Annotated in this window: 11 protein-coding genes and 1 pseudogene; 6 read left to right on the top strand and 6 right to left on the bottom strand. The window is 72.1% G+C overall.

The features are described 5' to 3' along the window. The first annotated feature begins 66 nt into the window (after positions 1-66). A complete protein-coding gene (locus ODJ79_RS01725) occupies positions 67-1,044 on the top strand; it encodes an aldo/keto reductase (RefSeq protein WP_263021488.1) in 978 nt (325 codons plus the stop codon). An 82-nt stretch (positions 1,045-1,126) separates the two neighbouring features. On the opposite strand, the gene ODJ79_RS01720 is transcribed toward ODJ79_RS01725, so the two are convergent. The 3 genes from ODJ79_RS01720 to ODJ79_RS01710 all read right to left on the bottom strand — a co-directional run bounded on the left by ODJ79_RS01720 (position 1,127) and on the right by ODJ79_RS01710 (position 4,555). After that, on the bottom strand, positions 1,127-1,519 hold the full coding sequence (locus tag ODJ79_RS01720; RefSeq protein WP_263021487.1) for a hypothetical protein: 393 nt from the start codon (positions 1,517-1,519) through the stop codon (positions 1,127-1,129). A 63-nt stretch (positions 1,520-1,582) separates the two neighbouring features. Continuing rightward, on the bottom strand, positions 1,583-2,110 hold the full coding sequence (locus tag ODJ79_RS01715; RefSeq protein ID WP_263021486.1) for a pyridoxamine 5'-phosphate oxidase family protein: 528 nt from the start codon (positions 2,108-2,110) through the stop codon (positions 1,583-1,585). A gap of 87 nt (positions 2,111-2,197) precedes the next feature. Beyond that, on the bottom strand, positions 2,198-4,555 hold the full coding sequence (locus tag ODJ79_RS01710; protein ID WP_263021485.1) for a phosphoketolase: 2,358 nt from the start codon (positions 4,553-4,555) through the stop codon (positions 2,198-2,200). A 114-nt stretch (positions 4,556-4,669) separates the two neighbouring features. Here ODJ79_RS01710 and ODJ79_RS01705 point away from each other — a divergent pair, with 114 nt between their 5' ends. From ODJ79_RS01705 to ODJ79_RS01690, 4 genes are all read left to right on the top strand, one after another. Then, positions 4,670-6,316, top strand: a complete 1,647-nt coding sequence (locus ODJ79_RS01705; RefSeq protein ID WP_263021484.1) for a sulfatase — start codon at positions 4,670-4,672, stop codon at positions 6,314-6,316. Then, positions 6,250-7,203 carry a nucleoside hydrolase gene (locus ODJ79_RS01700; protein ID WP_263021483.1) on the top strand — a complete coding sequence of 318 codons (954 nt, stop codon included), beginning with the start codon at positions 6,250-6,252 and terminating at the stop codon, positions 7,201-7,203. The genes ODJ79_RS01705 and ODJ79_RS01700 overlap by 67 nt, the downstream gene beginning before the upstream one ends. Positions 7,204-7,247: 44 nt before the next feature. Further along, positions 7,248-8,621: a transaminase gene (locus tag ODJ79_RS01695; protein WP_263021482.1), complete on the top strand. Its 1,374-nt coding sequence runs from the start codon at positions 7,248-7,250 to the stop codon at positions 8,619-8,621. A 66-nt stretch (positions 8,622-8,687) separates the two neighbouring features. Beyond that, the gene (locus ODJ79_RS01690; protein WP_263021481.1) at positions 8,688-10,205 is read left to right on the top strand and encodes a methyl-accepting chemotaxis protein; all 1,518 of its coding nucleotides are present in this window, start codon (positions 8,688-8,690) and stop codon (positions 10,203-10,205) included. A 14-nt stretch (positions 10,206-10,219) separates the two neighbouring features. On the opposite strand, the gene ODJ79_RS01685 is transcribed toward ODJ79_RS01690, so the two are convergent. From ODJ79_RS01685 to ODJ79_RS01675, 3 genes are all read right to left on the bottom strand, one after another. Further along, the gene (locus ODJ79_RS01685; RefSeq protein WP_263021480.1) at positions 10,220-11,797 is read right to left on the bottom strand and encodes a methyl-accepting chemotaxis protein; all 1,578 of its coding nucleotides are present in this window, start codon (positions 11,795-11,797) and stop codon (positions 10,220-10,222) included. Between the two features lie 75 nt (positions 11,798-11,872). Further along, entirely contained in the window at positions 11,873-12,586 is a 714-nt protein-coding gene (locus tag ODJ79_RS01680) for an acetoacetate decarboxylase family protein (RefSeq protein ID WP_263021479.1), read from the bottom strand. Between the two features lie 48 nt (positions 12,587-12,634). After that, positions 12,635-13,633: a zinc-binding alcohol dehydrogenase family protein gene (locus tag ODJ79_RS01675; protein WP_263021478.1), complete on the bottom strand. Its 999-nt coding sequence runs from the start codon at positions 13,631-13,633 to the stop codon at positions 12,635-12,637. Between the two features lie 115 nt (positions 13,634-13,748). On the opposite strand from ODJ79_RS01675, the pseudogene ODJ79_RS01670 reads away from it, so the two are divergent. Then, a pseudogene (locus tag ODJ79_RS01670) lies at positions 13,749-14,249 on the top strand (NAD(P) transhydrogenase subunit alpha); the annotation flags it as partial.

Genomic DNA, 14,249 nt, shown 5'->3' with positions numbered 1-14,249 from the left:
CACCGCGCTGAATGCGTACGCGAAACGCATTGGGAGTTGCCCCGCCGATCGATCACGCTGGACCGCATGGAGCAACGGATTCTTGGTGGTTTGACGTGCTCGGCGATGGGGTTCGGCTGCATGGGGCTGTCGCAGGCCTACGGGCCCGCGGACGAGGACGCCTCGGTGGCGGCGATCCGCACGGCGCTCGACGCGGGCGTGACGCTGCTCGACACGGCGATGAGCTACGGCGGGGGCCACAACGAGCGGCTCGTCGGCCGGGCGATCGCGGGTCGCCGCGACGAGGTGGTGGTGGCGACCAAGTTCGGCATCGTGCGCGGCGATCGGGGGGTGAGCCTGGACGCGCACCCCGATCGCGTCGCCGGCTATTGCGACGCCTCGCTGAAGCGGCTGGGCGTGGACGTGATCGATCTGTACTACCTGCACCGGGTCGACCCGGAGGTGCCCCTCGCGGACACGATCGGCGCAATGGCGGCGCTGGTCGAGGCCGGAAAGGTTCGCCATCTCGGGCTGTCGGAGGTGAGCCCGGCGCAGATCGATGCGGCGCGAGCGGTCCATCCGATCGCGGCGGTCGAGTTCGAGTGGTCGCTGTCGTGGCGGGAGCCGGAGGACGACGTGGTCCCGGCGGCGCGCGCGGCGGGGGCCGGCCTGGTTCCCTACAGTCCGCTCGGCCGCGGGCTGCTGACCGGGAAGCTGCCGGCCGGGCCGTTCGCGCCGGGTGACTTCCGGGCCGCCGACGGCCGGTTCGCGCCGGACGCGCTCGACCGGAATCTCACCCTGGTCGCCGAGCTGACCCGGATCGCCGGCCGGCTCGGTGTCACGACCGGTCAGCTGGCCCTGGCCTGGCTGCTGGCCCGCGGCCCGGACGTGGTGCCGATCCCCGGCACCCGCAACCACGCCCGGGTCACCGAGAACGCGGCCGCCGCCGGCATCGCGCTCGCCGAGGACGATCTGACCGCGCTGGCGGCCGCCGCGCCCCGCGAGGCGTGGACCGGAGACCGCCGGTCGTTCGCGGCGCACGGCACGACCCGCACGACCGGCTGACCGGCTGACCGGCAAGGCACCGGCACCGGCACCGGGGCCGGCACAGGCGCCGTCCCGAGCCATCCGGGACGGCGCCGGGCAGTCAGCCGGCGAAGCGGACGTGCGGGAACGGGATCGACTTGTAGGCCAGCGCCACCCCGGCGGCGGCCGGCGCCAGCGGCCCGCCCACCCAGAGCCACCACGGATTCGCCGCCCCGTCCACGGCGAGCACGATGACCACCTGCACCGCCGCGATCAGGCAGACCACCGACGCGTACGTGTAGACCCGCGGCCGGAACCACCGCGCGGCCGGCCGGCGCTTGATCGTGTGCACGCCCGGGTTCTGGGCCATCCACTGCTCGGCGACCGACACCGGCACCCCGCGCAGGTAGACGCCGCCACCACGGATCGGCGCGGTCGTGCCCGGCGCACCGTCCGTCATGGGCAGCAGCGGCACGACCTCGGCCGGCACCAGCAGGTCGACCAGCTCCGCCATCCCCGCCTCCTGAAGATCACCGGCGAGCGGAGATTACTGCACCACATCAACAAAGGTCCATAGTCACGACGGCGACACCCCGCGCCGGCTCAGCACCTCCAGCCGATCGGACGCGTAGCCGACCATCCAATGCGGGCGCAACCGGTACATCCGGACGTCCTCGCCCCAGCTCAGCGGCGAACTGTCGTAGTACGCCGTCCAGTGCTCGAGCGTCTCTTTCCAGTCGTCGTCGCCGGGCAGCAGCCGCTCGGCGCGCCCGTGGCTGAACACGGCGAACTCCTCGCCGTCGATGTGCGCCACGCTCACCGCCATCCGGCGTTCCAGGTGCCGGGCCTTGGCGGCCGCCCCCGAGGTGCTGAAGGTCCAGGTGGCGTGGAGGAAATGCCCGTCCAGCGCGCTGATCCGCGGCTCGCCGCGGGCCGTCACGGTGGCGACGCTGAGCACCTTCATGCCGGTGAGCAGGCCGGTCAGATCCTCGGCGGTGAGGGTCCGGCCGGCGTGCACGATGTTGCGCAGATGGTTGGTCGCACCCGCGTGCGACCGGTCGAGGAGGAGCTGCAGCGCGGCGATCTCTTCGGCGTTCTCCAGCATGACCACAACGTAGTCCGGCCCCGGCGACCGGTCACCGGCGTCGGCCGGCCGGAGCGCCCAGCGAGCGCCCCGGCGAGCCGACCGGTCCTACGAGGACAGCACCCAGTCGCGGACCTCGGGCATGTCCTCGAGGTGCTCCACCACGTACGCCTCGTGCCGGGCCAGCTGCATCTCGCACCACGCCTTGAGGTCGGCGGCGCCGCGGGGCAACCGTTTCGCGTTGTTGATGGCGTCCATCACCAGGTGGTAGCGGTCCGCCTTGTTGCGCACGGTCATGTCGAACGGGGTGGTGGTCGTCCCCTCCTCGATGAAGCCCCGCACCCGGAACCGGTCGGCGTCCGGCCGGCCGTGCACCAGCTGGTGGATCGCGCCGGGATACCCGTGGAACGCGAAGATCACGTCTTCCGCGTCGGTGAACAGCTCGGAGAAGAGCGTCTCGCTCATGCCGTGCGGGTGGTCCTTCGGCCGGATCAGCGTCATCAGGTCGACCACGTTGACGACCCGGACCCGGAAGCCGGGCAGCCGCTCCTTGAGGATCTGCGCCGCCGCCACCGTCTCCATCGTGACGACGTCGCCGGCCGACGCGAGCACGATGTCGGGTTCGGCGGTGCCGTCGTCGGTGCCGGCCCACTCCCAGATGCCGGCGCCGCGGGTGCAGTGCTCGATCGCCTCGTCCATCGTCAGGTACTGCAGCTGCGGCTGCTTGTCCTGCACGATCAGGTTCACGTACGAGCGCGACCGCAGGCAGTGGTCGGCCACCGAGAGCAGGCAGTTCGCATCCGGCGGCAGGTAGACCCGGGCGACGTTGCCGCGCTGGTTGAGCACCACCTGGATCAGGCCCGGACCCTGGTGCGAGAAGCCGTTGTGGTCGTTGCGCCAACAGGTGGAGGTGAGCAGGATGTTCAGGCTCGGGACCCGCGCCCGCCAGGGCAGGTGCGCGGCCTCCTGCAGCCACTTGCCGTGCTGCACCGTCTGCGACGCGCTGACCATGGCGAACGCCTCGTAGGTGGCGAACATGCCGTGCCGGCCGGTCAGGTTGTAGCCCTCCAGCCAGCCGTGGCAGTTGTGCTCGCTGAGCACCTCCATCACCCGGCCGTCCGGGCCGAGCTTCACGTCGTCGGGGACGGTCCGTTCCATGAAGGCCCGCTCGGAGACCTCGAAGACTGCGCCGAGCCGGTTGCTGTTGGTCTCGTCCGGACAGAACAACCGGAACCGATCGGGGCTCGACCGGTAGATGTCACGCATCAGCTCACCCAGCTTGCGGGTCGACTCCGCCCGCTCGACCCCGGGCCTCTTCACCTCGATCCGGTAGTCGCGGAAGTCCGGCATGTCCAGATCTTTGGTCAGCAGCCCGCCGTTCGCGTGCGGCGACGCACTCATCCGCAGATCGCCCTCCGGCGCCTGCTCCCGGATCATCGCGATCGGCGCGCCGTTCCCGTCGAAGAGCTCCTCGGGCCGGTACGACTTGAGCCAGCGCTCCAGCATCGCGAGGTGCGCGGGGTTGTCCCGCACGCCGGACAGCGGCACCTGATGCGACCGCCAGGTGCCCTCGACCAGGACCCCGTCGACCTCGTGCGGCCCGGTCCAGCCCTTCGGCGAGCGCAGAATGATCATCGGCCACGGCTCGGCGCTGCCCTCCTTCTTGGCCTGGATCCGCCGGTACGCGTCGGCCAGCGCGGCGGTGAAGCGGGTGTGCATGCCGGGTAGGTCGTTTCCCTCGACCTCGATCACGTGGTAGCCGTGGCCCTGCATGAGCGAGCGGACCAGTGCCGGGTCCTTGCGGCCGAGCACGGTCGGGCCGGCGATCTTGCCGTCGTTGAGGTGCAGGATCGGCAGCACCGCGCCGTCGCGGGCCGCGTTGATGAACGAGACGCCCTTCCACGAACCCTCGAGAGGGCCGGTCTCCGCCTCACCGTCACCGACCACCGCGATCGCCAGCAGGTCGGGATTGTCCATCACCGCACCGAACGCGTGCACCAGCACATACCCCAGCTCGCCGCCCTCGTGGATCGAGCCGGGCGTGGTCACCGACACGTGGCTCGGGATGCCGCCGGGGGCGGAGAACTGGCGGAACAGCCGGAGCATGCCCCGCTCGTCCTGGGACACCAGCGGGTAGACCTCGGTGTAGGTGCCCTCGAGATACCCCGCCGCGACCAGCGCCGGGCCGCCGTGGCCGGGGCCGGCCAGGTAGATGGCCTGCTGCCCGGTGTGCCGGATCAGCCGGTTGACGTGCGCGTAGATGAAGGACAGGCCCGGGCTGGTGCCCCAGTGCCCGAGCAGGCGCGGTTTGATGTGGTCGGCGGCGAGCGGCTTGCGCAGCAGCGGGTTGTCCAGCAGGTAGATCTGACCGATGGTCAGGTAGTTGTTGGCCCGCCACCAGGCGTCCAGCTGGTCCAGCTCCGCCTGGTCGGGCGTCGCCAGGTTCGGGGCGAGATCGAGACTCACGGCGAGGTCCTTTCCCGGTTCGTGGCTTTTGCCCAACTTACGGTGCCCGGGCACCGCCCGTACAAGAGTCGTTCGAGCCGGTGGAAAAACTTGAACCGTCGCGGTGACGTTTCCGTGAAACCTTTCGTGCGCCGCCTCTTCGCCCACCCCGCCACCGCCCGGACCCTGACGGTTCTGGCCGGGTTCATCGTCTTCGCCGCCCTGATCTTCCCGAACGTCCTGGAACGCCTCACCCCACTGGGCTTCCTGCGCATTCCGGTCGAGGGCGCCTTCCTCATCGCGCTGCTGCTCGTCCCGCCCCGCCCGCGCCGGATCGCCGGCATCGTGGTCGGCGTCCTGCTCGGCCTGCTGGTCGTCGAGAAGTGCCTGGACATGGGCTTCTTCGCCGAGCTCAACCGGCCGTTCGACCCGGTGCTGGACTGGGTGCTCTTCGACGACGCGTATCACTTCGTGGTCGACTCGTACGGCAAGGGCGCGGCCATCGGCGCGATCGCGGCGATCGTGGCCCTCGTGGCGGTGGTGCTGGCCCTGACCATCTGGGCGGTGCTGCGGATCGGCGCGCTGATCGGCCGGAACCAGCGCCGATCGCTGATCGCGGCCGGCGGCATCGCGGTGGCGTGGGCGGCCAGCTTCGCGCTCGGCCTCTCGATCGCCGCGGTGCCGATCGCGGCCCGCAGCACGGCCACCTACGCCTGGGACCGCGCCCACCAGGCGCAGGCCGGCTTCCGGGACTCCGCCGAGTTCGCCAAGGAGGTCAAGCAGGACGCGTTCGCCAACGTCCCCGCGGGCCAGCTGCTCACCGCCCTGAAGGGCAAGGACGTGATCTTCACATTCGTGGAGAGCTACGGCCGCAGCGCGATCGAGCACCCGCAGCTGGCCCCGATGGTCGACCCGGTTCTCGACCAGCTGACCGGCCGGCTGACCACCGCCGGCTTCCAGTCGCGCAGCGGCTGGCTGACCTCACCGACCTTCGGCGGCGGCAGCTGGCTCGCCCACTCCACCTTCGAGTCCGGCCTCTGGATCAACAACCAGCAGCGCTACCGCAACCTGGTCTCCAGCAACCGGCTGACCCTGACCCGGGCCTTCCACGGCGAGGACTTCCGCACGGTGAGCGTCATGCCGGGGGCGACCAGCGCCTGGCCCGAGGCCGCCTTCTACGGGTACGACCAGGTGTGGGACTCGCGCAACCTGGGCTACCGGGGTCCGAAGTTCAGCTGGGCGCCGATGCCCGACCAGTACACGCTCAAGCAGCTGAACACCGTCGAGTACAAGAAGCCGGACCGAAAGAACCTGATGATCGAGATGCCGCTGGTCTCGAGCCACACGCCGTGGGCGCCGATTCCCACCTATCTCGACGACTGGGACCAGATCGGCGACGGCTCGGTCTACGCGCCGATGGCGGCCGACGGCAAGAAGCCCAAGGCGCTCTGGGCCGATCCCGTGCAGGTGCGCCCGGAGTATGGGAAATCGATCGTCTACTCGGTGACGTCGCTGGTGAACTGGATCACCAAGTACGGCGACGACAACCTGGTGATGGTGTTCCTCGGCGACCACCAGCCCTCGCCGATCGCCTCGGGCGCCGGCGCGAGCCACGACGTCCCGATCTCGATCGTGACGAAGGACAGGGCGGTCCTGGAGCGGATCACCGACTGGCAGTGGGCGGAGGGGCTGCGGCCCCACGGTGATACGCCGGTATGGCCGATGAACGCGTTCCGGGATCGGTTCTTCACGGCGTTCGGCACGAAGGCGGCGGCGTCCTGAAGCTCTACCTCGACTGCGACACCGGCGTCGACGACGCCCTGGCGATCGCGTACCTCCTGGCCACCCCCTCGGTGGACCTGCTGGGCATCGGCACCTGCAACGGGAACACCTCGGCGGTCCAGGCCGCCCGCAACACGCTCGGCCTGCTGGAGCTGTCGCACGTTTCCGGCATACCCGTTGCGATCGGCTCGGGTGTCCATCGCCGCGGCGCCGAGGTGGTCCACGGGGACAACGGCGTCGGGGGTGTGGAACTCCCCCGGGGCGGCGAGCCGGATCCGCGGAGCGCGACCGACCTGCTTCGCGACCTGGCACAGGACAATCCGGGCGAGCTGCACATCCTGGCGACCGGGCCGTGCACCAACCTCGGGCAGGCCCTGCGAGAGACACCCGGAATCGCGGACATGATCGCGAGCGTGACGGTGATGGGCGGCGCGGTCCGCCGCCCCGGCAACGTCACGCCGCACGCCGAGGCCAACATCGCCGGCGACCCCGCCGCCGCGGCGGCCGTCCTCGGCGCGAGCTGGCCCGTGACGCTGGTACCGCTGGACGTGACGATGAACCACCGCTGGACCGAGGCCGACCGGGCCGCGCTCCGGGCCGGCGGCACCGCCCTGCACGAGGCGCTCGCCGACATGGTCCCGGTCTACTTCGACTGGTACGAGCCCGAGCTCGGCGTACGGGAAATTCCTTTGCATGATCCTCTCGCGGCGGCGATCGCGGTCGGCGACCTGTCCCCCTCCGACGCCCCGCGACTGCCGCTGCGGGTCGATCCCGAGGGCGCGGTACGGGAGGACCCGTCCGCCCCGTCGGCGGTCCGCGTGGTGCTGGCCCTCGCCGAGCCGGGCGGGCCCGCGATCCTGCGCCGGCTGCTGACACGGAATCAGTAGCGGCGCCCCTCCCGCCCTGCCGTGATCGTTGGTAACGTCGCGCCATGCCGACGGATTCCGGGGTCGACCGCGCCCGCCTCGCCTCCCTCGCAGCCCGCGAGCGGGCCACCTACGCCGACCGGCACCCGCGGTCGGCCGCCGCGTACGCCGGCGCCGGACACCTCTTCGGCCGGGTCCCGATGACCTGGATGAAGAAGACCGCCGGCGGTTTCCCGGTGTACGTGGCCGGCGCCCGCGGCGCCCGGATCACCGACCTCGACGGCCACGAGTACGTCGACTTCTGCCTCGGCGACACCGGCGCGATGGCCGGCCACTCCCCCGCACCCGTGGTGGCGGCGGTCACCCGCCGGCTGGCCGAGCTCGGCGGGGCGAGCACCATGCTGCCGACCGAGGACGCCGCCGCGGTCGGCGACGAGCTGGCCCGCCGGTTCGGCCTGCCGTACTGGAGCTTCGCGCTCACCGCCACGGACGCCAACCGCTGGGCGATCCGCCTGCTGCGCGCCGTCTCCGGCCGGTCGAAGATCCTGGTGAACAGCTACTGCTACCACGGCTCGGTCGACGAGTCCCTGATCGTGACCGGCCCGGACGGCGCGGGCCGCAGCCGCGAGGGCAACGTCGGCGCCCCCACCGACGTGACCACCACCAGCCGGGTCGCCGAGTACAACGACCTCGACGGCCTCGAACGCGAGCTCGCCCACGGCGACGTCGCGGCCGTGCTGATGGAGCCCGCGCTCACCAACATCGGCATCGTCCTGCCGGCCCCCGGCTACCTGGCGGGCGTCCGCGAGCTGACCCGCAGGTACGGCACCTATCTGATCAACGACGAGACGCACACCTTCTCGGCCGGGCCCGGCGGCGCGACCGCGGCGTGGGGCCTGTCCCCCGACGTCGTGACCATCGGCAAGGCCATCGGCGGCGGCATCCCGGTGGGCGCGTACGGCCTGTCCGAGGAGCTGGCCGGCGCCCTGCTCGGCCGCGCCGACCTGGATCTGGTCGACATGGGCGGGGTCGGCGGCACCCTGGCCGGCAACCCGGTCTCGATGGCCGCCACCCGGGCCACCCTCACCTCGGTCCTGACCGAGCAGGCCTTCGCCGGCATGATCGCGACGGCCACCGCGTTCGCCGACGGCATCCGCGACCTGATCAAGGCGCACGCACTGCCGTGGTCGGTCGCCCAGCTGGGCGCGCGGGTCGAGTACCGCTTCGCCGACCCGGCACCACGCACCGGCACCGAGTCGGCGGCCTCGGCGGACGGCGAGCTGGAGGACTTCCTGCACGTCTACCTGGCCAACCGGGGCGTCCTGCTGACGCCGTTCCACAACATGGCCCTGATGTCGCCCGCCACGACCCTGGACGACGTCGCCCGCCACCACGAGATCTTCGCCGCCGCGCTGGCCGAGCTGCGGTCGGACGGTTAGCCCAGCCCGCCGGGGCAACCTGGTGATTACCGGATGAAGCGGCTCTTTACTCCGTAGCCTGTTTCCATGGGTGTGTTCGGAAGCCGAGCCGCTGCCGACCGTCCCGCGGGGCAGCGGGAACCCCGGGACATCGAGGCGCTCGAGGAGCTGGTCGCCAACCTGGAGAGCGCGACCGACGAGGCCAGCACCTGGCGCATCTTCGCGTCCACCTACGTCGAGTTCTACGACATGGACTACGCGGGCGCCTGGCTGGTCGAGGGCGGCGTGCCGCGGCTGGAGTACGAGGTCGGCCCGATCGTCGAGCAGCTGAGCGGCACCGCCGGGCAGCCCGCCGTGGTCCAGCAGGCGATCCGCGCCCGGGAGGCGGTGTACGCCGACAGCTCCCGCGCCGGCGACCCGCGGATGGACGCCGCGCTCCGGGCCGGCTGCCGCTCCGCGCTCGCCCTGCCGATCGTGCTGCACGGCACGGTCATCGCGGTGCTGGAGCTCTACGGCCGCACCGAGGTCGCCGTGGACAACGCGCTGATCGGCAAGTGGGGTGCGATCATGCGGGTCGCCGAGCAGGCCCGCCGGGCCGCGCTGGTCCAGTTCACCACCCAGCAGCTGGCCGACGACCGGCTGGCGGTCACCGCCGTGGTCGACGCGCTCGGCACCACCAGCGACTCGGGCATCGCGCTGCGGTCCACGCTCGAAGCGGTCCGCAAGGTGTTCGGCTGGGCCTACGGCTCGTACTGGGAGATCGACGAGGACGAGCGCGTCCTCCGGTACCAGATGGAGTCCGGCTCGGCCGGCGACGAGTTCCGCAAGGTGACCCACGCCGCGTCGTTCGCCGAGGGGGCCGGCCTCCCCGGGCGCGCCTGGCGGCAGCGCGACCTGGTCTTCGTCCGCAACGTCGGGGACCTGGCCGACGACGCACGGGCCGCGGCCGCGGTGCACACCGGGATCCGCTCCGCGGTCAGCTTCCCGATCACCAGCATGGACCGGATCGTCGGCACGATGGACTTCTTCACCACCGAGTTCATCGAGCTGTCCGAGTCCCGGGCGTCCGCGCTGCGCTACGTGCAGCAGCTGGTCTCGCTGCGGCTGGACATCGTGCGCGGCAGCGCGCTCTCCGCGCAGAACGCCCGCGACCTGCTGAACACCGTCGACCGGCTGCGCGCGGCCACCGACGACGCGGCCCGGGTCGCCGACGAGGCGGTCAGCCGGGCCTCGGACATGACCGGCGACGTGGCCGCCCTCGGCGACGCCTCCAACTCGATCGGCGACGTGATCAAGGTGATCACCTCGATCGCCGACCAGACCAACCTGCTCGCGCTGAACGCGACCATCGAGGCGGCCCGGGCCGGGGAGATCGGCAAGGGCTTCGCGGTGGTCGCCGGCGAGGTCAAGGAGCTGGCCCGGGAGACCGCCGAGGCGACCAAGCGGGTTTCCGAGCAGATCGCCGCGCTGCAGGCCACCGCCGAGTCGGTGGCGGCCGGGATCCGCACCACCAGCGAGACCATCGGGCAGATGGACGCGGTGCAGGCCCGGATCGGGGAGGTGCTCGAAGAGCAGGCCACCATGGCCCGCGCCTTCGAGCGCTGATCCCCGAGCCGGACTCAGTAGCGGAAGCGCTCCACCAGCGTCTGCAGCTGGTTCGCGGTCAGCGCGAGATCGTCCGCCGCCGCCCGGGTGTCGCCGACCGCGCCGGAGGTCCGCCGGGTCGCGTCGGAGACCGTGCCGATCGTCTGGGCGATGTTCCCGGCGCCGGCCGCGGCCTCGGACAGCGTCCGGTTCATCTCCTGGGTGGTCGCGGTCTGCTCCTCCACCGCGGAGGCGATGCTGAGCTGGATGCCGTTGATCCGCTCGATGATCGCGGAGATCTCGCCGATCGCGGTGACCGCGCCGTCGGTGTCCAGCTGGATCGCCTGCACCCGGCGGGAGATGTCCTCGGTCGCCTTCGCGGTCTCCTGGGCCAGGTCCTTGACCTCGCCCGCGACCACGGCGAAGCCCTTGCCGGACTCGCCGGCGCGGGCGGCCTCGATGGTGGCGTTCAGGGCGAGCAGGTTGGTCTGCTCGGCGATCGCGGTGATCGTCTTGACCACGCTGGCGATCTCGCTGGACGAGTCGCCGAGCCGGGCCACGATCGAGTTGGTCTGCGCGGCCATCTCGACGGCCTGCACGGCCACCTCGGAGGCCTCGGAGGTCGACACGGCGATGTCCCCGATCGCCGAGCCCATCTCCTGCGAGCCGGCGCTGACCACGTTCAGGTTGTTGGAGACCACGTCGGCGGCGGCGGCCACCGAGCCGGCCTGCGCCGAGGCCTCGGACGCGGCCGCGTCGACCTGGCCGGAGACCGCGGTCAGCTGGCCGGCGGCCGCGTTCAGCGTGCCCGCGTTGCCGGCCAGCTGCACCAGGTCCTCGCGCAGCCGGCTCAGGCCCTGGTCGAGGGCGGCGGCCATCCGGCCCACCTCGTCGCCGGACGACACGCCGGAGGTACGGGTCAGGTCGCCCTCGGCGAGGCCCTCGGCGACCAGCGAGACGCGCTGCACGGCGCGGCGCAGACGGCTCGCCACCCGGAAACCGATCAGCAGGCTGAGCAGCACGCCCACGACCAGCAGCCCGGTCAGGGCCCAGCCCGCCTTGACGCTGGCCTGGTGCGCGGCCGCGATGGTCTGCTCGGACTGCGCCTCCGCCCGCGCCTGCAGGGTCGCCTCGTCGGCCGCCAGCGCGGCGGCGAGCGCGTTGAACTTCGGGACGGACTGGGCGAGCTCGGCCCTGCTCTGGTTGGTGTGGGAGCTGGCGAACTCGGCGAACGCCTGCCAGTCGGTCTTCGCCTTGGCCACCGCGGCGAGGCCCGCCGGGTCGGCCGCCAGGTTCTGCCCGAGACTGCCGAGGGCGCCCTCGACGGCGGTCTTGTTTTCCGCGAGCTTCGGCATGATCGTGTCGGCCAGGGTGGGGTAGAGCTGGAGCGCGAAGATGCCCTCGGCGAAGCCCTCGACGTTCTTCGCGAAGGCGGCGCTCGCCGCACCGACCGCCACGGCCTTGCGCTGCGCCGCGGCAGCGTCGGCGTTCTGGTCGTGGAGCTTCAGGACCGCGACGCCGCCGACGACGAGCCCGCTGACCGTCGCGGTCAGCACCGCCGTACCGATCTTGACACCTAGCGAACGGTCGTCGAACGCCCTGGTGAGCCCCATGCTCCTGCCTCCTGTCACAGACTAGTGCCCAAAAGATCGGCACCGGAGGCCGTTCGCATGAGAAGTGGCGAGCGGTCAGACCTGCCGGAACTCGCCCAGCTGCCCCTGCAGGCGGGCGCCGGTCACGGTCAGGAACGGCCGGCCGAGCATCCCGAGGGCGCGCATCCGGCGGGTCATCGGGTGCTCACCGAGCCGTACGTCGAAACCGCCGCGACCCACCCGCGCGCCGGACAGATGCATCGGGAGCCGGCCGCGCAGCAGGCGGCCGGCCTGCGCGCCGTGGTCGAGATAAGACCAGGCCGGCAGCGACACCCGGGTGCGGAACGGCAGGCGCCACGAGCCGTTGCGGATCGTCGCGCGCAGCACCTCGGCGTCGCCGTCGCGCACGGCCACCTCGGTCGCCGCGTCGCCGAACGACAGGTCCGCCGACATCAGCCACTTCGGCAGCGCCCAGAAGTCCTGCCCGGCCTCCCGGGTGAACGCCCCGGTCACCGGCAGGTCGACGATGTGCAGGCCGGGCGCCCCGCGCGGCCCGCGCACCAGCAGCCCGACGCCCACCTCGTCGTACGTCTTGAGCGCCCACTGCGGGTAGTGGATGGTCATCAGCAGGGTGATCGCCCGGCCGAACAGCACGAACGGCTCGAGCGGCACCTCCGCGAGCACCTCGCGGGCACCGGCGGCGGGCGCGGTGAAGACCGCGGCGGTCAGCCGGGCATCGGTGATCGTCACCGGGAGGGTGACCGTCTCGCCCTGGATCGTCCACGTGCCCGCACTGACCCGCTCCGCCATGCCGAGACCTTAGCGTCCGCCGAGTCGCCGGACGAGACCTTGGCGTTGCTACGTCGTCAGCACAGCGGCGCCGTCGACCCGCCCGGCCGCCAGGTCGGCGAGGGCCTCGTCGGCCCGCTCCATCGGGTACGGGTCGACCTGCACCCGCATCCGGTGCCGGGCCGCGAAGCCGAGCAGCCGCCGCCCGTCCGACCGGGTGCTGGAGGTGACGCTGCGCAGCGTCCGCTCCTGGAACAGCTCTCGTTCGTAGTTCAGCGACGGGATGTCGGTGAGGTAGATGCCGGCCACCGCGAGCGTTCCGCCGCGTTCGAGGGCACGCAGCGCGACCGGCACGAGGTCACCGTTCGGCGCGAAGATGATCGCCGAGTCGAGCGGCTCGGGCACGCCGTCGTCGGCGCTGCCGGCCGAGAGCGCGCCGAGCTCGAGGGCCAGCTTCTGGGCGCGCGGCGAGCGGGTGAACACGTGCACCCGGGCTCCGGACGCGATCGCCACCTGGGCGGTGAGGTGCGCCGACCCGCCGAACCCGTAGATGCCGAGCCGCCCGCCGGTGGGCAGTGACGCCTTCTCCAGCGCGCGGTAGCCGATGATCCCGGCGCACAGCAGCGGCGCGAGCTCCTCGTTCGAGTACCCGACCGGCAGCCGGTACGCGAAGTCCGCCCGTACGGTGGTGAACTCGGCGTAGCCGCCGTCCGCGTCCCAGCCGGTGTACCCCGAATGGGGGCACAGGTTTTCCCGCGCCGAACGGCAGAACAGGCAGATCCCGCAGGTCGAGCGCAGCCAGGCCACGCCCACCCGGTCGCCGGCGCGGAAGTCGTGCACCCCCTCGCCGAGCCCGGCCACGTGCCCGACCACCTCGTGCCCCGGCACCACCCCGGGCCGGTGCGGCGGCAGCTCACCGGTCGCGACGTGCAGGTCCGTCCGGCACACCCCGCACGCCTCGACCGCCACCAGCAGCTCCCCCGGACCCGGCCGCGGCGTCGCCATCTCGGTCCGGGTCAGCGCCCGTGCGATGTCGGCGCCCGGCGCCCGCACCTGCCATCCCAGCATCGGCCCCACCTCCCCCGTCCATCTTGGCCTGAATCTTGGTCAGGTCATCGGGTGGCCGTGCGCGCATTGTTGGGACAGCATCGAGGTTGACGGTCGGATCTACGACGAGGTGGACATGACTACGGTCGGGGTGCTGCTCGAGACGGCGGGGCGGGAGCGGCGGGTCGCGCTCACCCCGGACGGGGCCGCGCGGCTGCGCAAACAGGACGTCGACGTGCTGGTGGAGCCGGGCGCGGGGCACCGGGCCTGGTTCGAGGACGTGGACTATTCCGCCGCCGGCGGCGAGGTGGTCCCGCGCTCCCGGGTGTACGCCGAGAGCGACGTCCTGCTCTGCCTGCATCCGCCGGAGGACGCCGGGTCGTGCCGCCCCGGCCAGCTGCTGGTCGGCCTGCTCGGCCCGCTCGGCGACCCCGGTCTGGCCCAGCGGCTGGCCACCGCCGGGGTGACCGCGGTGAGTCTCGATCTGCTGCCGCGCACGCTGAGCCGGGCGCAGTCGATGGACGCGCTGACCTCGCAGGCGAACGTGGCCGGCTACAAGGCGGCGCTGCTGGCCGCCGAGGCGTACCCCGGCTTCTTCCCGATGCTGATGACCGCGGCCGGCACCACCCGCCCGGCC

Origin of the sequence: Actinoplanes sp. KI2, from assembly GCF_025630775.1 — a bacterium.
Classification (GTDB): Bacteria; Actinomycetota; Actinomycetes; order Mycobacteriales; family Micromonosporaceae; genus Actinoplanes.
The sequence above is the reverse complement of the archived record's forward strand: the minus strand, read 5'-3'. Positions and strand labels throughout refer to the sequence as shown.

Bases quoted from the DNA above. Each gene is read 5' to 3' on its own strand.
- ODJ79_RS01725 (WP_263021488.1), top strand. From the start codon at position 67: ATGGAGCAACGGATTCTTGGTGGTTTGACGTGCTCGGCGATGGGGTTC.
- ODJ79_RS01720 (WP_263021487.1), bottom strand. From the start codon at position 1,519: ATGGCGGAGCTGGTCGACCTGCTGGTGCCGGCCGAGGTCGTGCCGCTG.
- ODJ79_RS01715 (WP_263021486.1), bottom strand. From the start codon at position 2,110: ATGCTGGAGAACGCCGAAGAGATCGCCGCGCTGCAGCTCCTCCTCGAC.
- ODJ79_RS01700 (WP_263021483.1), top strand. From the start codon at position 6,250: ATGGCCGATGAACGCGTTCCGGGATCGGTTCTTCACGGCGTTCGGCAC.
- ODJ79_RS01695 (WP_263021482.1), top strand. From the start codon at position 7,248: ATGCCGACGGATTCCGGGGTCGACCGCGCCCGCCTCGCCTCCCTCGCA.
- ODJ79_RS01690 (WP_263021481.1), top strand. From the start codon at position 8,688: ATGGGTGTGTTCGGAAGCCGAGCCGCTGCCGACCGTCCCGCGGGGCAG.
- ODJ79_RS01685 (WP_263021480.1), bottom strand. From the start codon at position 11,797: ATGGGGCTCACCAGGGCGTTCGACGACCGTTCGCTAGGTGTCAAGATC.
- ODJ79_RS01680 (WP_263021479.1), bottom strand. From the start codon at position 12,586: ATGGCGGAGCGGGTCAGTGCGGGCACGTGGACGATCCAGGGCGAGACG.
- ODJ79_RS01675 (WP_263021478.1), bottom strand. From the start codon at position 13,633: ATGCTGGGATGGCAGGTGCGGGCGCCGGGCGCCGACATCGCACGGGCG.